This window comes from Rhizocola hellebori (genome assembly GCF_016862955.1).
Classification (GTDB): Bacteria; Actinomycetota; Actinomycetes; order Mycobacteriales; family Micromonosporaceae; genus Rhizocola; species Rhizocola hellebori.
Genome location: NZ_BONY01000049.1, coordinates 24,060 through 44,320 on the forward strand (window position 1 = coordinate 24,060; position 20,261 = coordinate 44,320).

A 20,261-nucleotide genomic window follows, 5' to 3' on the forward strand; every position below is an offset into this window, starting at 1 on the left:
CCATCTGACGGCGGCCCGATCTTCGAGCCGGGTCACCAAAGGATAGGACGCCGGGAACGAATCACGCATATTCACGTCAACGGTCCTAAACACGGCGGTTGATCTGGCCAAAGAGCTGACCCCTGGTAACTGAATGACTAGGCCATGACTGATTAGTCTGGATTCGTGGCATCCACCGTGCTCGACAGGTACGCCCACACCAAGGCCCGGATTTTGACCGGGGCCTTTTTGTTACTGTGTACCGCTCTGATCGCCGTCTATCCGTTGCTGTCCCCCACCGGCCGCGATGTCGACTTCCTGCTGTTCAGCTGGGGAGCGCTGGTTCCGGTCGCGGTGGTGGTGAAGCGCACCGAGGTCCGGGCCAGGTTCCCCTGGCAGGTGCTGTTCGTTGCGCTGGCCGTAGGAGCGGTGGCCTCCACCATGCGCAGGATTCCGGCGCTGGCCGAGCAGTCGGCCCACCTCTACCCGATCCTCGACTCGATCAGCAACGCCATGCTGCTCGGGGCGGCGCTGGCGATGGTGGCCCGGCGCGGGCGCAACGACATCGGCGGGCTCATCGACACCACCATCGTTTCGCTGGCTCTGGGCGGCCTGCTGTGGAGCGTGCTGCTGCAGCCACACATGGCGGCCACCGACCGCACCTTCTCGGCCACAGCAACACTGTTCGTCACGGTGATGGCGCTGTCTGGCGCGCTCGGCGCCCTGGTGCGCCTGATGGAAACCGACTCCAAGCAGATCCCGGCGCTGCGATTCCTGCTGGGCGCGCTGATCGTGCACCTGTGCTCGTGTGTGGTGCTGGCGTTGTGGACCACCCCGCAGGCCGCTGTCGCCGGGCGCATGATGTTCATGACCGCCTATCTGTGCCTGGGTGTTTTCGCGCTGGATCGTTCGGCGGCCCGGCTTGCCCAGCCCGGTGCCCCGCCGCGTGACTTGCTTGGCACCGGCCGGCTCGTTTTCCTTGGCGTGGCGCTGGCCGCCGTCCCGCTCGTGGTGGGCGCTCGGGCTCTGCTGGGCTATCAGGTGGATCCCCTCTTTCTCGCCATCGGCAGCGCGGCGATGGCTCCATTGGTGCTGTTGCGCATCGGCCTGCTCTCGGCCGAACGCAACCGGTCCGAGGCGGCGCTGCGCCATCTCGCCGCACACGATCCGCTCACCGGGGTCCTCAACCGCCGCGAGTTCACCGATCGCCTCGCCGCGCAACTGGGCGCAGGCGGTGATTGTGTGCTGATTTTCTGCGATCTCGACGGGTTCAAGGCAATCAATGACCGGTTCGGGCACCCGGCCGGGGACAGGATCCTGGTCGAGGTCGCGCAACGGCTGCTGGGCTGCATTCGCGACGAAGACTTCGTGGGCCGCTTCGGCGGCGACGAGTTCCTGGTGCTGTTCCGGGGCGCGGGCGAGGCCGACCTGCCGCGGCTGTGCCGGCGGATCCGCGACGTGGTGAACAAGCCGTTCCAGGAGAACGCATGCGGCTTGGCGATCAGCGTGGGCGCGGTGGCCAGCGAGGCGGTCAAACGCGAACATCGCGCGGCCGAAGAGCTGATCCGGCACGCGGACAAGGCCATGTACGCAGCGAAGCAACCCCGCTTGGCGATCGCCCCGCCCTCGACCGGGATCGCCGTCCGATAGGCGAATCTTCTAATTGTGGACATCTCTGGCGGTCTGAAAAACGGAAGACTGCAGTCAGATTTCGGACCACAACAAAATCATAAATAGATGACCTTGGTAAGTCCTGAGGTGATGAGCACGGCTAACTACCAGCGCCAACCTTAAGGCGGGTCAAGTCCCCCTTGGTTTCCAGTCCCGGAAGTATGGTGCGCACACATCGCGGCATGTAACGATGTCGTCGCGCCGGGTGCCGGACGGATTGTCCATTGTGGAGAGTGGATGTCCGTGTCATTGCGGCACATCGGCCCCTATCACCCTGAGAAAGGGGTCCGGATGAGACCACCCAGGTGGCTATCAGCTGCGTCCGCGGGGGTTCTGGTCGTGTCAATTGGCGCGATCTCGAGCCCGAGCGCCGCGGCTCAGCAAGCGCCGCCCTTCACCGCGACGACACTCGCGGCGACGAGTCGCGTCTCGGCCGACAAGACGCCGAGCAGCAGGCTCGCGCAAACCGATCCATCGCTTCTCGGGCGAACAGATTCCGAAAAAGTGGCCATTGTGGTCAAGCTTGACGTGGATTCTGTCGCTACCTACGCGGGTGGGGTCAGCGGCTTCGCCGCCACGAGCCCGGCCGTGACAGGTCAGAAGCTGACTGGCGGTGCGGCCGAACAGCGGTACGAGGGTTATCTGGCGCAGAAAGAAGACGCGTTCATCAAGGCGTTGCAGGAGAAGGTGCCTGGCGCCAAGGTGTCCCAGCGTCTCAGGACGGTCTACGGTGGCGTCGCCACTGTGGTACCGGCAAACACGATCGGCGAACTGCTGAAGATCAAGGGCGTCGCGGCCATCCAGAAGGACCAGCTGCGTAAGCCGCTCACCGACTCCAGCAGCGCCTTCATCGGTGCTACCTCGCTCTACCCCGGGCTTGGCGGAACAGCCAACGCGGGCAAGGGCGTCATCGTCGGTGTCATCGACACCGGCGCATGGCCGGAGCACCCTTCCTTCGCCGATCTAGGCAACCTGAACACCCCGCCGGCAAAGGCCGACGGCACACCGCGCGCTTGCAACTTCGGGGACAACCCGTTGACGCCGGCGACGGATGTGTTCGTCTGCACCAAGAAGCTCATCGGTGGCGACAAGTTCCTCGACACCTATGACGCGGTGATCGGTGACGACGTGTACGACTCCGCTCGCGACAGCAACGGACACGGCACGCACACCGCTTCCACCTCGGCGGGCAACGTTCTCAGCACGGCACCGGTGTTCGGCGTCAACCGCGGCCCGCTCAATGGCATCGCCCCCGGTGCCTGGGTCTCGGTCTACAAAGGCCTCGGGCCGCAGGGCGGATTCGACTCCGACCTGACCGCTGCTGTACAGCAGGCTGTGCGAGATGGCGTGTCGGTCATCAACTACTCGATCTCGGGCGGTAGCACTCCGTTTACCGACTCGACCGAGTTGGCCTTCTTGGACGCTTACGCCGCAGGCGTTTTCGTCTCGGCCTCGGCCGGTAACTCCGGCCCGGGCGCGGCCACGACCGACCACGTGGCGCCGTGGGTGACCACGGTGGCCGCATCCACCCAGACGCGTGAGTTCCTCTCCACCCTCACGCTGACGAGTGGGGCCGACACGCTGGTTTTGGCCGGCGCGTCGATCACCGCGGGCGCCGGACCACTGCCGGTGGTGCTGTCTTCGGCAGCGCCGTACAGCAACAACCTGTGCACGGCTCCGGCTCCGCCGGGGACCTTCACGGGCAAGATAGTGGCCTGTCAGCGCGGCGTTAACGCTCGCGTGGAAAAGGGCTTCAACGTTTTGCAGGGCGGGGCGGCAGGCATGATCCTGTACAACGCCACGCTGGCTGACGTCGAGACCGACAACCACTGGCTGCCCGCCGTGCACCTGGCCGACGGAGCGCAGTTCAACGCGTTCGTGGCGGCCCACCCGGCCGGTGTCAACGCCAGCTTCACCGCTGGCCAGAAGCACAACGGCCAGGGCGACGTGATGGCCGCCTTCTCCTCGCGGGGACCGGGCGGATTCGGCATCAAGCCGGACATCACCGCACCCGGCGTACAGATCCTGGCAGGCAACACGCCTACCCCAGACGCGGTTGAGTCTGGGCCTCCGGGCGAGTACTTCCAGGCCATCGCCGGAACGTCGATGTCGGCCCCGCATATCGCGGGTTCGGCGGCTCTGCTCAAGGCGCTGCATCCAGATTGGACGCCTGGGCAGATCAAGTCGGCGATGATGACGACGGCGAAGAAGTCCGTCGTCAAAGAGGACACGGTCACCCCGGCCGACCCGTTCGACTACGGCTCAGGCCGCGTCGATCTCACCAAGGCGGGCACCCCGGGTCTGACGTTCGACGAGTCCGCCGCGCGGATGTTCGCGCTCGGCAACGACCCGATGAACGCCGTGAACCTCAACCTGCCGTCGATCAACATCCCGCTTCTGCCGGGTCGTGTGACGACGACACGCCTCGCGAGGAACGTCACCGGACAGAACCAGAGCTACAAGGTGACCACCTCCGCACCGGCGGGCAGCAAGATCACGGTTAGCCCGAGCTCGTTCAACCTGGCTCCGGGCGACTCCATGAGATTGACCATCACCGTCAGTTCAGACGCGCCCACAGGTCAGTACTTCGGGCAGATCAAGCTGGATCCCGCGCGGAACAGCTTGCCGGACCTGTTCCTGCCAGTGGCATTCGTGCCGCAGCAGGGTAGCGTTTCGCTGGCGCAGAGCTGTGGCGCGGCCAGCGTGCCTCTGCACGGCTCGACCACCTGCACGGTCACCGCGACGAACAACTCGTTCGGTGACGCCACGGCCGACTTCGTGACCACGGTGAACTCGAACCTGAACATCACCGGAGCCACCGGGGCTTCCGTGCAGAACCCGAAGAAGGCGACGAAGACCGCTGTCACCCTCGCCGGCGCATCGCTCGGCGTGCCGTCGATCGCCCCCGGAGCGACCCCAGCGGGCTACCTGCCGCTGGACCTCTTCGGGATCACGCCGATCGCCATTGGTGACGAGGACATCCTCAACTTCTCCGTGCCGTCGTTCAAGTACAACGGCAAGGACTACGCGAGGATCGGCGTCGACTCCAACGGATACATTGTCGTCGGCGGGGGGACTGCCGAGGACAATAATTGCTGTGCCCTGACTCAGATCCCGGATCCAGCGCGGCCGAACAACGTCCTCGCTCCATTCTGGACAGATCTCGACGGCACAGGCACGCCGGGTATCTTCGCGGCGACACTGACCGATGGCGTGGACACGTGGTTGGTCATCGAATGGCGGGTCAATGTCTTCGGTACCACCGACGACAACCACTTCCAGGTCTGGATCGGAGTCAACGGGGTGCAGGACATCTCCTTCACCTACGATCCCACCGATCTTCCTGGCGACCCCAACGGTCAGGATTTCCTCGTCGGAGCCGAAAACGAGAACGGCAGCGGCGGCGCCCAGCTTCCAATGGGGGCCTTGCCGACTGAAGACCTCGTGGTCACCAGCACCGACCCGACACCAGGCGCGTCCGTGTCCTACACGGTCAATGTCCGCGGGGTTTCCTCCGGCAGCGGCCTGGTGACCACCGAGATGACGGCCAGTTCAGTCCCAGGCGTCACGGTGGTCAAGACTGGCGTCCAAGTGCGCCGGAGTGCATCATGTCCCTCCGGCTTCCAAGAGTGACAGCCAGCTAGCACGTTTTCATGGGGGCCGGGGCCTGGTTCGCCAGACCCCGGCCTTTCTTTGCCCGACCGCGGTTTGTCGATATTCGCCCGGGCTGGCGGGCGGCGACACTAGCGTGATCGACATGACTACCGCAAGCAGGCCAGGCAAGGACACCGACGTCGGCGGGGAGATGCGCAAGATCGCCGCGACGATGAAGGCTAAGCCGGGCGACTCCACCAAACCCAAGGGCGGCAAGGCCACCGCGCCCGACGGCGACCAGGCCGCCGGTTTCAGCCTGCCTTTCGGCTTGGGCAAGAAGGACACGCCGGCAGCGAACACCCCGACGCCGCAGGCGCAAGCCGCACCGCCTGCGCCGGCCCGCACCTATACGGTCAAGCCCGGCGACACGCTGTGGGACATCGCGGTCAGCCATTACGGCGACGGACGTCAGTACCGCAAAATAGCCAGTGCCAACAACATCGCGGATCCGAACCGGATCAGCTCCGGCCTGGAGCTGACCATCCCGCAATGAGCCCTGTTCATCGCCAATGCCGTTTGCTGTACACGATCGGCGGTGGCGGCCCGTCATGTCTGGGTGGCGGGGGCTGTGCGGCCCTCGCCACAATCGCTATCAGCACTCCAAAGGCGAAGCCGATGACGTGCGCCAGATAGGCCACTGAGCCACCGTCGGTGACACCGCTCCCGGTGGCGTAGAGGTATTGCAGGACGAACCAGGTCCCGAGCACTATCCAGGCCGGCAACTTCAGCGGTATGAACAGCAGGATGGGCACCAGGCTCCACACCCGCGCCCCCGGGTAGAGGATCAGGTAGGCGCCGAGCACGCCTGAGACCGCGCCGGAGGCCCCCACCAGCGGCACGGTGGCGTCAGGGTTGGCCAACGCGAACCCATAGGCCGCGATGTACCCGGTGATCAGATAGAACGCCAGAAAGCGCAGCTTTCCCCAGCGGTCTTCGATGTTGTTGCCGAACACGAACAGGAACAGCATGTTGCCCAGCAGGTGCAGCCAGCCTCCATGCAGGAACATCGAATACAGGACCGACAGCGCGGGGATCTTCTCGTAGGACGGCGCGCCTATCACGCAGGTCTGGCCGGCGCCCACCTCGCCGGTCGGCACCAACGGCAGCTGGGTGTTGTGCAGCATCTCGTCGGGGATGGCGCCGTAGTGGCCGAAGAATGCCTCCTGCCGGCACAGGTCGCCGAGGCTGAGCTCCTCAATGCCGATCATGGCCGAGGCCGGGGTGCGCAGGAAGATGATGACGTTGGCAGCGATGAGGCCGTAGGTCATCCACGGCACACGCCGCACTGGGTTCACATCGTGGACGGGGATTACCACACCGTCCACTGTGCCCTATCGACAGGGGCGAAAAACACCCCCGGTTTACGACCGGCGCCGCCCGCCGCGGTAACGGGCCGCCTGATCCGCATTGTCGCGGATTGTGGCCATCGTCGTCAGGTAGTCCCGTGACTCCTGAGTGTGGGTCAACAGCATGGCGATCACCGCGAAGACGAGCCCGATCGGGAAAGCCCAGACCATCATGCTCTGGATCAGGTCGGGTACCCGGAGCAGGAGCTCCTTGTCGTCGTCGGTGCTGGCGACGGCCGGGGTGAGCGTGTAGCTCATCAGCGTGCCGCACCCCAACCCGATCGGCAGCAGGATCATGGCGGTCAGCCCCCAGCCGCCCCCGGCGACGCCGCGCCAGCCCTGCCTTATGCCGGTGCCCAGCACCATCGTGATCGCGATCCAGGCCGCGATCGGCAGGGCGGAAAGCCCGAGCACCTCGGAGACGTTGTTCAGCCTTCCGCCCGGATCGCTGGCCATGGCGGTGCCCAGCGCGCCGATGATGAAGACCAGGGCGCAGGTGGCTGCCGCCGCATACATGAACCACATCGAGGCGGCGATGGTGCCCGGCCGTCTGGGCCGCAGATCCCAGAAGGAGGGCTCGGTGGCCACTGGGCGGATCGGCTCGTCGGGCGGCGGCATCTGGACCTTGCCCGTCCCGGGATCGCCCGGATAGAGCAGGTCGGCGGGAAGGTCTGCGCCGCTGTCGAACATGGCGCGGCGCCGGGGGTCGAGTAGAAGGTCGGCCGCGATGTTGATGACGCGGGCGAATTCGCCGTCGCCGTCGACAAGGTCGGGGTGCGCCTGCCGCTGCAGGCGGCGGCGCGCTTCCTTGATCTCGGTGTCGGTCGCGTTGGTCGTCAGGCCAAGCAGCTCATAGGGATTGGCCCCGGCGAGGTCACGCAGCAGCGAGTCGAGGCTCATGACGCGATCGCCGCGCTGCGGCAAGTCAGTTGCCAGGTGCCGAGCGTTTCTGACTCGCCGTGCCGGGTGAAACGCGACCCGGAGACGAAGACGAGGCGGCTGGTGCCAAAGACGTAGGCCCACACCTGGAGCTCTGTCCCCACTGGACGGTCCCAGCGCAGGTAGAAGGAGCCGTAGCGGACCAGCGAGGAACCGTCGTGGTAGGGCGCTTGCAGGTGACGCTGAGCCCGGCCGGGCAGATTGCGCATCAGCAGCTCCATCTGGCCTTCGAACGGCATCGCCGCCTCGGCGGTGGCCGGGCGCGCCTCGCTGTTGCTCTGACCGGTGACCTCGAAGCTGCGGAAGCTTCCCGGCTGCAGATTGACGCCGCTGACCCGATAAACCTCCTTGCCCGCTTCGCCGACCGGTTCCACGGTCACCAGGCCGTGCTCCCCGAGCACGACCGCGGTGGCGGAGCGGCCCTTCTCCCGCGATGCCCACCAGGCGAGGATGGGACCGCTGCGCTCGCGCGCCCGGTGCCGGATCGGCTCGCTGATGGTCATCCACAGCGTGTCGGGATCTTCGGCTTCGGCGGAAAAGTCCATGGGCACGGAGCCGAAAGCACCCGAGCCGCCTGCGGCATAGAGCTCAGGCAATGTCGAGCGCATTGGCACTGGCAGGCTCACAATCGACTCCCCCCGGCGTTCGGACTGGCCACCTACCTTATTTCCACGCACCGAGCGCTGTCCACCCTGGACCTATTCGCCGGTGTCTCCGTCGATCAGCTCGCGGACGACGTCGAGGTGGCCGGCGTGCCGCGCATACTCCTGCAAAACATGGAAAAGTATCCATGACAAAGATGGTGCGACGCCATCCTCCTGGAAGCGGCCACCGATCGCGGCCGGATCCTCCAGCTTCGCCCCGGCGATGATGGCACGGGTCTTTTGCCCGACTTCGTCAAGCGCGGCAAGGAGTTCTGCCAAGGTTTCCTGCGGCCCGACGTGCCAGCGCTCGGTCTGCAGATCGTGATCGCCCCACGGGCTTGGCACCTGTTGCGCGGCGAAACCCCAGACCAGCCAGCGCTGCTCCATGTAGACCAGATGCTTGAGCAGCTCGATCGGGGTCCAGCCGGAAGGCAGGACGGCCGTGCGCAGCTCCTGCTCGGTCAGGCCCGCCAATTTCCGCGCGATCACTGACCTTTCCCAATCGAGGTAGGCCACAAAAAGCTCGGAGGGATCGGAAAGGGACTTAGGCGGCTCAGCCATGGGCTCACTCATCCCATGATTATCACCCGGGTCGTATGCTGCTGCCTGTCATGGCAAAGCATCGGCGCCCACAGGATGATCCGCCCGATCCCGTGCCCGCGGAAGAACCCGCGGCCGGGCACCGGGCGCGGCCCGCGCTGAGCATCAGACGGCATGCCATCGTCGCCGCGGCAGCCGCGAGCCTGTCCCTGATCGGCGCCACCGGCTGGGCGCTGACCCGGCCCGACAGTGGGCCGGGCGATGGTTCGCCGCGTGCCGCCGCACCCGATGCGATGGCCTCGGCCGGCGGCCTGGACGGCTTCGGCCCGGCCAGCCCGGTAGCCTCCAGCGGCGCAGCCAGGCCCAGCCCGCGCCCATCCGTTGCCCAGCCGCCATCCACCCCGCCTCGAACGGAGGCGAGCCCGGCCCGGTCGATCGCCACCACCGTGGATGGGCTGCAGGCCACCTACACGATGCTCACCTGGCAGGGCGGATATCAGGTGACCCTGGTGGTGACCAATCAGACCACCGCGCCGGCGTTGTGGAAGCTGCGCATCGAGTTGCCGGCCAAGGCCATGTTCGGCCACAGCTGGAGCGCGGAGCTGGCCCGCGACGGGGCCGTGCTCACCTTCACCCCGCCCAAATGGGACAACGGCAATCCCAGGCCGCTGGCGCCGGGCGCCACGCACACCTTCGGTTTCATCGCGTTGCAGACCAGCGGCGCGTACAGCCTGGTCTCGTGCGCTGTCGATGGGGTGGCGTGCCGGGCCGTCCAGCCCTAGACCAGTCCAGAACCAGCATCAGACCAGAGGCCCTCCCCATGCTGTGAAAGGTCGCTGCGACACCCATCCAGCGCCCGAGCCGCTCCGAATCGGCTACAGACCATGGGGAAGGGAGCAGCCGATCATGCGGATCCGGATGTTGGGGCCTCTGCGCGTCGACGACGACCAGCGCAGCATGGTGATCACGGCGGGCCAGCGGCGCACCGTGCTCACTATGCTTGCGCTGCACGCAGGTCAAGTCGTGCGCACCGAGCGCCTGATCGACGAGCTGTGGGCGGACTGCGTGCCGCCCAGCGCGATGCGTACGGTCCAGGGATACGTCTTCCGGCTGCGCCGCGTGCTCGGGCCGGGCGTGCTGCAGACCCGCCGCCACGGTTACGAGCTGGCACTACCGGCCGAATCCGTTGACGCGCTTATGTTTGAGCAGCAGCTCGAGCGGGGCCGGCGGGAGCTGGCGCAGCACGAGTGGGACGCCGCCATCCGGACGCTGACCCGGGCCCTGGCCCTGTGGCGGGGCCCGGCTCTGGCCAACGTTCCCGCGGGGACGGCGCTCAATGCCGCCGCAGCCCGGCTGAATGAGGCCCGCCTCCAGGCGTTGGAGGACCGCCTGGAGGCGCTGCGGAGACGGGCACGCGGCAGCGCCATCGTCCACTGTGGACCGACTCCGGCCCAGCTGCCGCCCGACATCGCGGGCTTCGCCGGGCGGGAGGCCGAGCTGGGCCGCCTGGACACCTTGACCTGGCACGGCTCACCCGACATCGTCACCGTCGCCGGTGCGGCCGGGATCGGCAAGACCGCTCTGGCCGTGCACTGGGCGCACCGCAGGCGGGACAGCTTCGCGGATGGCCAGCTCTTCGTCAACCTTCGCGGGCACGCGGCCGGCCCGCCCGTCCAGCCGCTGGACGCGCTGGCAAGGTTCTTGCGCGCCATGGGTTTGCCCGACCACGACATCCCGGACCGGGTCGACGATGCGGCCGGGCTGTATCGCGGTTTGCTGGCCAAGCGGCGCTGCCTGGTGCTGCTGGACAATGCCGGCGACGCCGGCCAGGTGCGGCCGCTGCTGCCCGGCGGCGGGGAAAGCCTGGTCCTGGTGACCAGCCGGGACAGCCTGATCGGGCAGGCGGCCGGCCCTGATCCGGCGACGCTGTGTCTTGACGTGCTGACGTGCGCCGATGCCGGGCTGCTGCTGTCAGCGACGCTGGGCGAGAACCGCCTGCGAACCGAGCCGGGGGCCGGCTCCGAACTGGCCGCGCTCTGCGACCACCTGCCGCTCCCGCTGCGCATCGCGGCCGCCGATCTGGCGGCCCGGCCGTGGGCGAGCATCGGCCAGCTCGCGATGCGGCTACGGCTGCGGCGGATTGCCACCTCCTATGACCGCCATGACGCGCTGGCCGCCGTGCGGCCCATGCTCGATCTTTCCTACCGCGCCCTGAGCGAGCCGGACCGGCTGCTGTTCCGGTGGCTTGGTCTGCCCGCCACCCAGGACTTCTCCGTCTCGTCGGCCGCGGCGCTGGCCGGCACCGACGAGCTTGCCGCGGCCGAGATCCTGCACCGGCTGGCCGCCGCCCGCCTGGTTGACGAGCAGGGCGACGGCCGCTACGCCATGCATGATCTGGTCCGTGCCTACGCCGCCGAGCGGCTCGCCACCACCCAGACCGCGGCCGAGCAGGCGACCGCGATCGGGCGCCTGCACAGCTTCTACCTGGCCCGCGTCGACTACGCGACAAAGCTGATCTATCCGCGGGCTACCGCCGACGTGAGCCGCTAGGGCATCGACATCTGCACGTCGAGGTTGTAGAACTTCGGGCCGCTCGTGCACAGAGCCGCCATCTCCTTGGCGAAGGAGTCGGTCTCGGGCCGCGCGCTGTTTTCCATGGCCACCTCGTAGGAGGGGAACTCCACGATGGTGAAGTAGCGGTTGGGCCGGTCGCGGTCACGCGTCACCGCCATCCGGAACCCTTGCGGCATATCACCTTCGGCCATTCTCGCGTCGCCCAGCGCTTTGATCTCGTCAGGCCGGTCGGTCTCGTACTCGATGATCTGAATAAAGCCCATGGTCCGAAATGTACCATTTCGGGCCTCGTTCATAAACAGTTTTGGGGACATAGACCGGCGACAACTGTTTTTCAGGCTGACCTCCCGCGTTCCTGCGCTTCTACCTTCTGCGCAGCGCCCGGCCCGGGCGCTTTGAGGAGGAGGTCACCTTTGTTGCCACGAGCATCGGCCATCGGCTGTGCACTGCTCGTCGCGTTCGCCGGGGCACTGAGCCTGGGCGCACCGGCGCAAGCGGAACCCGAAGGCGCCATCCTGTACGCGGACAGCCCAACCGCGGTTGCGGGAAGATTCATCGTTGTCCTCAACGACACCGGGGTCAGCGAAGCGACCGCGGTCGCCGCCAAGGCACAGGACCTGGCCGGCCGCTTCGGCGGGCAGACCCGCCACGTCTACACCGCAGGCGTGCGCGGCTTCTCCGTCGCCATGTCGGCCAAGCAGGCCCAGCGGATGGCGGCCGACCCCGCGGTCGCCTACGTGGAACAGGTACAGCAAATGTCCATAACGGACACCCAGAACAACCCACCCAACTGGGGAGACGACCGGATCGACCAGCGCAACCTACCGCTGAACCAGGCGTTCACCTATCCGGCCAACCCGGGTCAAGGGGTGACCGTCTACGTGGCGGACACCGGCATCAACCCCAATCATGTCGACTTCAGCGGCCGGGTCCGCCAGGGCACCGACATCGTCGACGGGGACAGCAATCCCGCCGACTGCCACGGCCACGGCACCCACGTGGCCGGAACCGCGGTCGGCACCAGCTACGGCATCGCCAAGAAGGCCAACGTCGTCGCCGTTCGCGTGCTGAACTGCCAGGGCTCGGGCTTCGACGACGACTTCATCGCGGCCTTCAACTGGATCCGTACCAACGCCGTGAAACCGGCCGTCGTCAACTACAGCATCGGTTGCACCAGCCGCTGCACCAGCCAGGCGCTGGAAACAGCGGTCAGCAACCTGATCTCGTCGGGGATCCAGTTCGTGCAGGCGGCCGGCAACGCTTCCGACGACGCCTGCTTCTACAGCCCGCAGCGGCTGGCCGCGGCCATCACCGTGGGCAACAGCAACAGTTCCGATGCGCGCAACAGCAGCAGCAACTACGGCACATGTCTGGACATCTTCGCGCCCGGAACAAGCATCGTGTCGGCGTCCTACTCGAACAACAACGGCAGCGCCACCATGACCGGAACATCAATGGCCTCACCGCATGTGGCCGGTTCGGTGGCCCTGTATCTGGGGGCCAATCCCAGCGCGACCCCGGCCGAAGTGCGCAACGCGCTGGTGAACAACGGCACCACCGGCAAAATCACCAGCCCGGGCAGCGGCTCGCCAAACGTGTTGCTGTACACCGGATTCATCGGCGGTGGCACCCCCGGCAATCCGTCGGTGAGCAACCCCGGCAACCAGAGCACCGCCGTCGGACAGGCCGTCGATCTGCAGCTGCAGGCCAGCGGGGGCACCACGCCCTACACCTGGAGCGCGAGCGGTCTGCCCGCCGGGCTTTCCATCGCGGCAGCCACCGGCCGGATCACCGGCAGCCCTACGGCCGCAGGCACTTCCAACGTCACGGTGACCGTGACCGATTCGGCCAGCCGGACCGGCACAGCCAATTTCACCTGGACGGTCACCACCGGTCAGCCGGGCTGCAACCCGGTCCAGGTGGTCGGCAACTCCGGATTCGAAAGCGGCTCAACACCTTGGACGGCTTCGCAATACGTCATCGGCACCTGGACCGAGTACCCGGCGCGAAGCGGAACCCGCAATGCCTGGCTTGGCGGCAGGGGCAACGCCCACACCGACACGCTCTCGCAGTCGATCTCCATCCCGTCCGGGTGCACCAGCGTCACCCTTCGCTACTGGCTACAGATTGACACGGACGAGTATGAGAGCGCGGTCTACGACCGGCTGACCGTCACCCTCGGCAGCACCACCGTGGCCAGCTACTCCAACCTCAACCCCAGCACCGGTTACGTGGAACGGGTGGTCAATGTCAGCCAGTTCGCCGGGCAGACCGTCGCGCTGAAGTTCACCGGCGTCGAAGACTGGTCGCTGCAAACAAGTTTCGTGGTCGACGACGTGACCGTCACCGCCAGCTGAACCCGCTCCTCCCGCAAGAAAGGGTGAACGGCCTCGTTTCTGGCGCGGGGCCGCTCACTGCCATTCCCAGCGCATCCCCACCACACCCGGCGGCACGTCGCAGGCGAGCAGATGCGCCCCCTGGGTCGAGCCGATCCAGACCTCGCGCACCCCTTGCTCCGGCGCGCTGATGCTGTGTTTTTCAAACCGATAACATTTTGCGGGTACCGCTTCGGCGTCGAACTGGATCTGCAAAAGGTATTCGCCGATCGGCACCGAGAAACCTCGATAGAAGTGATCGGTGAAGTGCGCTGAGTCCACCCGGAACTCGTACTCCACCACGACCGTCTCGCCCTGCGACAGCACCCGGTCGAAGACGATCTCAGCCGCGATCGCGCCCGTGCCCGGCTCGTCGCGCACCCGGCCGATGCGGCAGTTGCGCAAAGCGCTGATGGTGATGGGCGCCTGCAGATCGTCGCTGTGGAAGATGCCCACCGAGCGGGAGACCCGGTCGATGTTGGCCCGCATCACCTGACGGCAGACCAACCCGATCTCCTGCCGGTTGGCCCCGACCAGATAGACATCGTGCATGCTGACCCGGGTCAGCTCGTGGTACATCCAGCTGTTCAGCTCTTTGATCATGCTGATCACGCTGGTGTTGGCGAAGAGCCGGTCCACATCGAGCATGCCGGGAAGCTGGGCCGGCCATCGCCCGCGGGGCCGGCGCGGGCCCAGCTGGGCCGTCAGCGACTGCGCCGGCAGCGACAGGATGCCCTCCAGCAGATGGACTGCTCTTATCGACTCCGGTCGCTCCGGCTGGCTGCGGCCGCGCCGCCAGTGGTTCAGCATGGTCAGGCTGATCCGCACCCCGGCGATGGCCAGCCGCTCCTGGATTTCCTCCAGGCGCAGGCCCCGATCCTCGATGGCCAGGTGCAGCACGGCGGAGAACGGACCCGTCCGCACCGCGTGCGCCAGGTCCCGGCCTAGCTCCGCGCGGGCCTTGTCCATAGCTGGGAGTATCGCCAAGCACCTCGCCTTGTGCCAGACGCGACTAGGGCGACAGCTTGGATTTTCAGCTGCCGCCCCCGTGCCCGCCTACGCGCCTATGCGGAGTAGCCGCGCAGCGCGATCCAGGTCGCCATCCGCGCGGTGGTCATCCAGTACCAGCCGTAACCGTTGGCGTCAGCCGGGTCGGCCACCTTGACCGTCCAGCCGTCATTGGAATAGCCGGTGATCACCATGTAGTGACCGCCGTTGTAGGTGTGCCAGTCGCCGTCGGTGTCCATGGCGGAACCCACGACGTTGACCACCAGTGGGTAGTTGCGGTCGATGTCGAAGACCACGTCCCACTGCAGACGGTTGATCTCCGCCTGCGTGGCCGTGTTGCCGGGGATCCACTTGGTCTCGTAGAAACCGGTGTAGCCCAGGCTGTTGAGCACCCGGGTGGTGTCCAGCGCCGAGTTCGTGCCGTTGGTGGTGGTGCCCAGCTGTCCCGCGAGGTAGCTCTGGCTGTAGTAGTAGCCGCGTGCCGTCAGCGCTATCCGCACCGCCGCGGGCCCGCAGTAGTAGCCGTTTTGCTGCCACTGGAACTCATAGCTAAGTACCCGTGACGCCGCGGCGTTGGCAGGTGCCGCGGGCAGGGCGATACCGGCGCCCGTGGCGAGCATGGCAGCGGCAGTGACGAGCATCCGGCCCAGCCGCCGTCGGGATACGTTCATGATCCGTCCTCTACATTGCCGTCCGTGAATTGATCGGAGTGTCCAATGTCTCCCGTTCACGAGTGCCCAGCCCAGGACGCAGACCGGCACTTTGGCAGCACTTAAGCAGCACTTGCCGCACTTTCGGGCCAGGTGTTCCTCTGCAAGCATGGGTGGATGTTCGGGGACATGGTGCGCACCTACCGGCGTCGATTAGGCCTGTCCCAGGAGGACCTGGCGGCCAAAGCCGGGGTGAGCGTCCGCACCATCGGAAAGATCGAGGCGAATCGGATAGCCGCGCCCAGGCCCGCCACGGTGCGCCTGCTCGGTGAGGTGTTCGGCCTGCACGGCGAGGCGCGGGAGCGGTTCTGCGCCCAGGCCGCGTCCGCATTGGAGGCTGACCCGGCGCCAGATCCCGCGCCCAACGCGCTTCCCGCCGCGCCACCCGCCTTCACCGGCCGCGACGAGCACCTGACCCAGCTCGACAGCCTGCTTTCCGGCGTTCCACCCACCCCGGTGGCGGCGGTCACCGGCTCGGGCGGCATCGGCAAGACCGCGCTCGCGCTGCACTGGGCCCACCGCTGCCAGCACGAGTTCCCCGACGGACTGTTGTATGTGGACCTTCGCGGCTTCTCCCATCGGCCGCCGCTGCCACCGGTTGAGGCGCTGTGGCGGCTGCTGCACCAGCTCGGCGTGCCGCCGGAGAAGATCCCGATGCACGAGGAGTACGCCGCCGATCTTTACCGCGCCCAGGTTTCCGGCAAGCGGATCCTCGTCCTGCTCGACAACGCGCGCAACAGCGAGCATGTGCGACCGCTGCTGCCCGGTGGCCTCACCTGCCGGGCGCTGGTGACCAGCCGTACCGACCTGTCCGGTCTGGTCGCCCGCGATGGCGCGAAGCCGGTGCGGCTCGACGTGCTCAGCGCGACCGAGGCCCGCCGGCTGCTGGTCACGATCCTGGACACCGACGTCGACATCCCAGACCTCGATGAGCTGGCTCAGCTGTGCGCCTACGTGCCGCTGGCGCTGCGGATAGCCGCGGCAAGCCTGGTCGGCCAGCCCGCGCAGCGGCTGCGCCACTACGTCGAGCAGTTGCGCTCCGCCGACCGGCTGGGCACGCTGCAACTCGACGGCGACGACCACACCGCGATGGGCGCCACCCTCCAGCTCTCCTACGAGCTGCTGGAGCCTGCGGCGCAACGGCTTTTCCGCCTGCTGAGCCTGGTGGAGGGCTCCGACTTCACCCTGGACACCGCCGCCGATCTGGCCGGCGTTCCCGGCTCGCAGGCCCGCGGCATGCTGGCCGCGCTCGCCGGCGCCCACCTTGTGCAAGAGCGCACGCCGGGCCGGTACGGGTTTCACGACCTGCTAAGGCTTTACGCGGCAACGCTGCTCACCACCGAGGAAAGCGAAACCGAGCGCCAGCAAGGCCTGGAAAGGCTTTACGCGCACTATCTGAACCGGGTCGACGCGGCGGCGCGGCTGCTCTATCCGCAGGTGCTCCGCCTTCCGATGGGGCCGCGCGCCGAAGGCGCCATCGAGTACAGCACCGACGCCGAAGCGATCGCCTGGCTCGACTCGGAGCGCAAGAACCTGGTGGCCGCCATATCCGCCGGAGCTGACCGCGGGCAGCGCCAGGCGGTGTGCCACCTGGCCGACGCCATGCGCGGATACTTCTTCCTGCGGATGCTCACCGTCGACTGGCATGCCGTCGCCCACGCGGCGTTCCAGGCGGCCCACGCCTGCGATGACCGCCCGGCACAGGCCGCCGCCCTGCTGAGCCTGGCCGATCTGCATTGGCGTCAAGGCGAATACGATGCCGCTGACGCCGCTTACGGCCACGCCGTCGAGCACGCGGTCGCCGGGGGCTGGATCGCCGGGCACGCCACCGCACTGGGAAACCTGGGCGGGCTAAGGCGAATGCAGGGAAGGCTGATCGAGGCCGCGCAGCTCATCCGGCAAAGCCTGGCGCGCAATGTCGAGGTTGGACGCACCGCGGGCCAGGCTGTCAACCTCGGCAACCTCAGCCTCGTCTACGGCGAGCTGGGCGACTGGGAGCAGGCGCAAATCTATGGCACCCAGGCTTACGAGCTGCATCGTCAGATCGGTTCCCGGACAGCGCAGGCTGTGGCGCTGAGCAACCTCGGCGAAACGTCGCTTCGGCTCGGCCGGTTCGACCTGGCGCGGGAGAGGCTGCAGCGGGCCCTCGACATGCACCGCGAGCTTGGCGACAAGGCGGCCGAGGCCACCACGCTGCGAGACCTGGCCTGGGTCCACCAGGAAACCGGCGAGCCGCGCCGGGCTTTGGAGCTGGCCCGCTCGGCGGTCGCTCTCGCCGAGCACAGCGAAGATCAGCGCGTGGTGGCGCTGTGCCTGCAGACCACCGCCGCCATCGCCCACCTCACCGGCGACGACGAGACAGCGGTGAGGCTGGGTTCGCGAAGCGTCGAGCTGGCCCGCAGCGCGGGTCACCGCATGGTGCAAACCCTTGCGCTGCTTGGGCTTGCCGCCATCCACCGCGGGCGCGGCGAGGACGCGCCAGCGCTCGGCCTGGCCCGGGAGGGCCTTTTGATCGCCGACAGGTCCGGCTATCTCGGTTTGGCCAATCAGGCCGCCAGCACCGTCGCCGAGCTGGAGACCGCGTTACTGGGCCGTGTCCTGTAAGGCGTGCCAGTCCTCGATGTGCCCGTCGTAGGTGGCATCGGCGTCGGTAAGCCGCAGCCGGCCGTTGGGATAGATCGAGAACTCGAACTTCTGCTCGCTCAACGCGACACGAAAGCCCTCCAGGCTGGTGCCTGCGAGGCTGGCGCGCACCTTCTCGCCGGAGTGCGACACCAGGCGCAGCTTGCCGGAGCCACCATCGGGCAGCGATAGCTCCTGGCCGGTACGGACGAAACGAAGATCGCTGCCGCCCCTGGCTATCTGGCGTCCCTCGATCAGCGGGGTGTAAGCCTCGTAAATCTTGCGCGTCTCCCGCTTGGAGTCCCATTCGAGGAGAATGTCAAAAGCCGGACGGTACATGTTGATACGTCCGTAGTGGCCGGCTTTTGCGAGCCCGAGCGCCACGGCGTTGTCCGACGGCTCGCACGCCATCTCCACCCTGGTCCACGCCGGGAACAGCTCGGCCATCCGTTGCGCGACATAGGGAATCTGGCTCATGCCGCCGGAGAGCACCACCACATCGACCTTCTCGGTGAGCTCATCGGTCTCCATGCGCAGGATGTCGGTGACCGAGCCGGAAACCATCTCCGCCAGGTGAGCGGCCCGCAGTGCCGCCGCCACATACTGTTCCGCGCGATCCATCTGCGGCGCGAAGGCCTGGTCAAGGTAGGACCGGCGGTAGACCACCGACGAGATGCCGAACTCGCGGCGGGAGAGCTTGACGTCGACCTCGGTTTCCGTGCTCAGGCCGATCTTCGCCGCCCTTGCGGCATAGGCCAGGCGGGCCCGTGCCCGGCGCGGGCGCTCCAGCGAATCGATGTCGACCCCGGCCGCGGCCAGTACGTACTCCATGTCCTCGGTGATCGCGTCGTCGAGCGTGTCGCCGGCTTCGGCGACACCGATGGCCGCCAGCACGGAGACGTCACGATGCTGGGAGCCGCGTACGTCGAGCACCGCGATGTCGAGGGTGCCACCGCCCATATCGAAGACCACCACGCGCATCGGCGCGGAGCTGTCCGGTTTGCGGCCGGCGAGCCACGCGATGCCCGCCGCCACCGGCTCATCGACGATGTTGGCCAGGGTCACCGGCAGCCCGGCCCGGCGGGCCAGCTCGACGAGTCTTCTGCGCTGCTTGCCGTCCCACATCGCCGGGCAGCCCAGCCGCACCGGATGCGGGCCGGTCATGTCCTGCCCGCTGGCGGCGCTGCGGGTCGCCGCTTCCTGCAGCATCTTCACGATCAGGTCGTCGGCCGGCACATCGCGCAGCCCGGTCGGGGTCTGCAGGCGCACCACGCTGCGCCCGTCGGTGATCAGCCGCTTGATGGAGCGGACCATCTGCTCATCGGGCACATCCTGCGCCAGCTCGCCCACCACGACCTGGCCTTCGTCGTCGTATCCGACCAGGGACGGCATCCAGGCCGACACCTCGCCGATCGGCACGACGCCGCTGGGCGAGGCGACGAGAGTGGTGGAGGTTCCAAAATCAAGCCCGATCGCCGGCCTCACGCTGCTCAACTCGCTCCTATCCGCGACGCCTATTCCTCGACTACCGCTTTGCCGATGAGTAGATCCTTTTCGGGTGCTTTCCAGATGTACCCGGGCCGCACGACAAAGACCGTAGCCCCGTCGCGTATTTGACCATCAACCGGCCTGTGCGTCTTGCGGTCGAACTTGGTTTCCTCGCCCGCCCGCCCGACCGGATCAAGACCACTGCGCTTTACCCAGGCGCGGACCTGGCGAATCATCACGGCCGGCTCGGTCTCGTTGGCCAGCAGCTCCTCGACCTCGCTGGCCAGCTCGGCAAGGAGCTTGACCGCGTCGACCTGGGCCTGCCGCTGGCGGGCGGCCGTCTCCAGATCGGGCTGCGGGGCCGCGGTGAGGGCGGCACGAACGGTCTCGGCGAGCTGGGCTTTGCGCGGCGCGGTCAGCTCCTCGTGGACAAGCACATCCAGAGCCTCCAATGCGGATAGCTCCGGGGCCTGGGCCTGGTACCGGTAGCGGTTGCCCTCAACGACAATGTCTTCGTGGGTCCGGATCCGCTTCTGGACGGCCGGCCACGACTCGTCGGCCGCGGCCTTGGTGACTCCTGAGGCCTGCAGCGCCTTCTTCACCTCGACGGCGGTCAGCGCGGCATCGGCTTCCTGAAGAACCCGGAGCACGCCCGCCACAGGGTCAGCGGCGAACAGGGCGGCCAGAGTCACGTCAGCACTGTAATACTCC

At 67.2% G+C, this 20,261-nt stretch carries 16 protein-coding genes; 7 read left to right on the forward strand and 9 right to left on the reverse strand.

What is annotated here, in order from left to right; translation table 11 throughout:
* Positions 1–165 precede the first annotated feature (165 nt).
* The 3 genes from Rhe02_RS32080 (at position 166) to Rhe02_RS32090 (ending at position 5,797) form a co-directional block, all read left to right on the forward strand.
* Positions 166–1,629 (forward strand): GGDEF domain-containing protein, encoded by a 1,464-nt coding sequence (locus Rhe02_RS32080; RefSeq protein ID WP_203912172.1) that lies wholly within the window; start codon positions 166–168, stop codon positions 1,627–1,629.
* A 360-nt stretch (positions 1,630–1,989) separates the two neighbouring features.
* A complete protein-coding gene (locus tag Rhe02_RS32085; RefSeq protein WP_203912173.1) occupies positions 1,990–5,283 on the forward strand; it encodes a S8 family serine peptidase in 3,294 nt (1,097 codons plus the stop codon).
* Positions 5,284–5,407: 124 nt separating this feature from the next.
* On the forward strand, positions 5,408–5,797 hold the full coding sequence (locus tag Rhe02_RS32090) for a LysM peptidoglycan-binding domain-containing protein (protein WP_203912174.1): 390 nt from the start codon (positions 5,408–5,410) through the stop codon (positions 5,795–5,797).
* A gap of 7 nt (positions 5,798–5,804) precedes the next feature.
* On the opposite strand, the gene Rhe02_RS32095 is transcribed toward Rhe02_RS32090, so the two are convergent.
* From Rhe02_RS32095 to Rhe02_RS32110, 4 genes are all read right to left on the reverse strand, one after another.
* The gene (locus tag Rhe02_RS32095) at positions 5,805–6,590 is read right to left on the reverse strand and encodes a rhomboid family intramembrane serine protease (RefSeq protein WP_203912175.1); all 786 of its coding nucleotides are present in this window, start codon (positions 6,588–6,590) and stop codon (positions 5,805–5,807) included.
* A gap of 75 nt (positions 6,591–6,665) precedes the next feature.
* The gene (locus Rhe02_RS32100) at positions 6,666–7,550 is read right to left on the reverse strand and encodes a J domain-containing protein (RefSeq protein ID WP_203912176.1); all 885 of its coding nucleotides are present in this window, start codon (positions 7,548–7,550) and stop codon (positions 6,666–6,668) included.
* A complete protein-coding gene (locus tag Rhe02_RS32105) occupies positions 7,547–8,215 on the reverse strand; it encodes a hypothetical protein (RefSeq protein ID WP_203912177.1) in 669 nt (222 codons plus the stop codon). The genes Rhe02_RS32100 and Rhe02_RS32105 overlap by 4 nt, the downstream gene beginning before the upstream one ends.
* Before the next feature lie 72 nt (positions 8,216–8,287).
* On the reverse strand, positions 8,288–8,806 hold the full coding sequence (locus Rhe02_RS32110; RefSeq protein WP_203912178.1) for a DinB family protein: 519 nt from the start codon (positions 8,804–8,806) through the stop codon (positions 8,288–8,290).
* Positions 8,807–8,844: 38 nt separating this feature from the next.
* Here Rhe02_RS32110 and Rhe02_RS32115 point away from each other — a divergent pair, with 38 nt between their 5' ends.
* Entirely contained in the window at positions 8,845–9,555 is a 711-nt protein-coding gene (locus tag Rhe02_RS32115) for a cellulose binding domain-containing protein (RefSeq protein WP_203912179.1), read from the forward strand.
* Between the two features lie 124 nt (positions 9,556–9,679).
* Positions 9,680–11,323, forward strand: coding sequence for an AfsR/SARP family transcriptional regulator (locus Rhe02_RS32120; RefSeq protein ID WP_203912180.1), 1,644 nt, complete (start codon positions 9,680–9,682; stop codon positions 11,321–11,323).
* Here Rhe02_RS32120 and Rhe02_RS32125 read toward each other — a convergent pair.
* A complete protein-coding gene (locus tag Rhe02_RS32125; RefSeq protein WP_203912181.1) occupies positions 11,320–11,610 on the reverse strand; it encodes a hypothetical protein in 291 nt (96 codons plus the stop codon). The two genes, Rhe02_RS32120 and Rhe02_RS32125, sit on opposite strands and share 4 nt — an antisense overlap.
* Positions 11,611–11,760: 150 nt before the next feature.
* Between Rhe02_RS32125 and Rhe02_RS32130 the strand changes: the two genes are divergently transcribed.
* Complete coding sequence (locus Rhe02_RS32130; RefSeq protein WP_203912182.1) at positions 11,761–13,704, forward strand: S8 family serine peptidase; 1,944 nt, start codon at positions 11,761–11,763, stop codon at positions 13,702–13,704.
* A 54-nt stretch (positions 13,705–13,758) separates the two neighbouring features.
* On the opposite strand, the gene Rhe02_RS32135 is transcribed toward Rhe02_RS32130, so the two are convergent.
* On the reverse strand, positions 13,759–14,691 hold the full coding sequence (locus tag Rhe02_RS32135; protein ID WP_203912183.1) for a hypothetical protein: 933 nt from the start codon (positions 14,689–14,691) through the stop codon (positions 13,759–13,761).
* 95 nt (positions 14,692–14,786) lie between these two features.
* Positions 14,787–15,401 (reverse strand): C39 family peptidase, encoded by a 615-nt coding sequence (locus Rhe02_RS32140; RefSeq protein ID WP_203912184.1) that lies wholly within the window; start codon positions 15,399–15,401, stop codon positions 14,787–14,789.
* Positions 15,402–15,557: 156 nt separating this feature from the next.
* On the opposite strand from Rhe02_RS32140, the gene Rhe02_RS32145 reads away from it, so the two are divergent.
* Complete coding sequence (locus Rhe02_RS32145; RefSeq protein ID WP_203912185.1) at positions 15,558–18,044, forward strand: ATP-binding protein; 2,487 nt, start codon at positions 15,558–15,560, stop codon at positions 18,042–18,044.
* On the opposite strand, the gene Rhe02_RS32150 is transcribed toward Rhe02_RS32145, so the two are convergent.
* Positions 18,024–19,547 carry an Hsp70 family protein gene (locus tag Rhe02_RS32150; RefSeq protein WP_239124194.1) on the reverse strand — a complete coding sequence of 508 codons (1,524 nt, stop codon included), beginning with the start codon at positions 19,545–19,547 and terminating at the stop codon, positions 18,024–18,026. The two genes, Rhe02_RS32145 and Rhe02_RS32150, sit on opposite strands and share 21 nt — an antisense overlap.
* Positions 19,548–19,576: 29 nt before the next feature.
* A complete protein-coding gene (locus Rhe02_RS32155; RefSeq protein WP_203912187.1) occupies positions 19,577–20,242 on the reverse strand; it encodes a hypothetical protein in 666 nt (221 codons plus the stop codon).
* Between the last annotated feature and the right edge of the window lie 19 nt (positions 20,243–20,261).

What these genes read in the sequence shown, in the direction of transcription:
- Rhe02_RS32090 (WP_203912174.1), top strand. Translation starts at nt 5,408, where the DNA reads ATGACTACCGCAAGCAGGCCAGGCAAGGACACCGACGTCGGCGGGGAG.
- Rhe02_RS32100 (WP_203912176.1), bottom strand. Translation starts at nt 7,550, where the DNA reads ATGAGCCTCGACTCGCTGCTGCGTGACCTCGCCGGGGCCAATCCCTAT.
- Rhe02_RS32110 (WP_203912178.1), bottom strand. Translation starts at nt 8,806, where the DNA reads ATGAGTGAGCCCATGGCTGAGCCGCCTAAGTCCCTTTCCGATCCCTCC.
- Rhe02_RS32115 (WP_203912179.1), top strand. Translation starts at nt 8,845, where the DNA reads ATGGCAAAGCATCGGCGCCCACAGGATGATCCGCCCGATCCCGTGCCC.
- Rhe02_RS32120 (WP_203912180.1), top strand. Translation starts at nt 9,680, where the DNA reads ATGCGGATCCGGATGTTGGGGCCTCTGCGCGTCGACGACGACCAGCGC.
- Rhe02_RS32125 (WP_203912181.1), bottom strand. Translation starts at nt 11,610, where the DNA reads ATGGGCTTTATTCAGATCATCGAGTACGAGACCGACCGGCCTGACGAG.
- Rhe02_RS32135 (WP_203912183.1), bottom strand. Translation starts at nt 14,691, where the DNA reads ATGGACAAGGCCCGCGCGGAGCTAGGCCGGGACCTGGCGCACGCGGTG.
- Rhe02_RS32140 (WP_203912184.1), bottom strand. Translation starts at nt 15,401, where the DNA reads ATGAACGTATCCCGACGGCGGCTGGGCCGGATGCTCGTCACTGCCGCT.
- Rhe02_RS32145 (WP_203912185.1), top strand. Translation starts at nt 15,558, where the DNA reads ATGTTCGGGGACATGGTGCGCACCTACCGGCGTCGATTAGGCCTGTCC.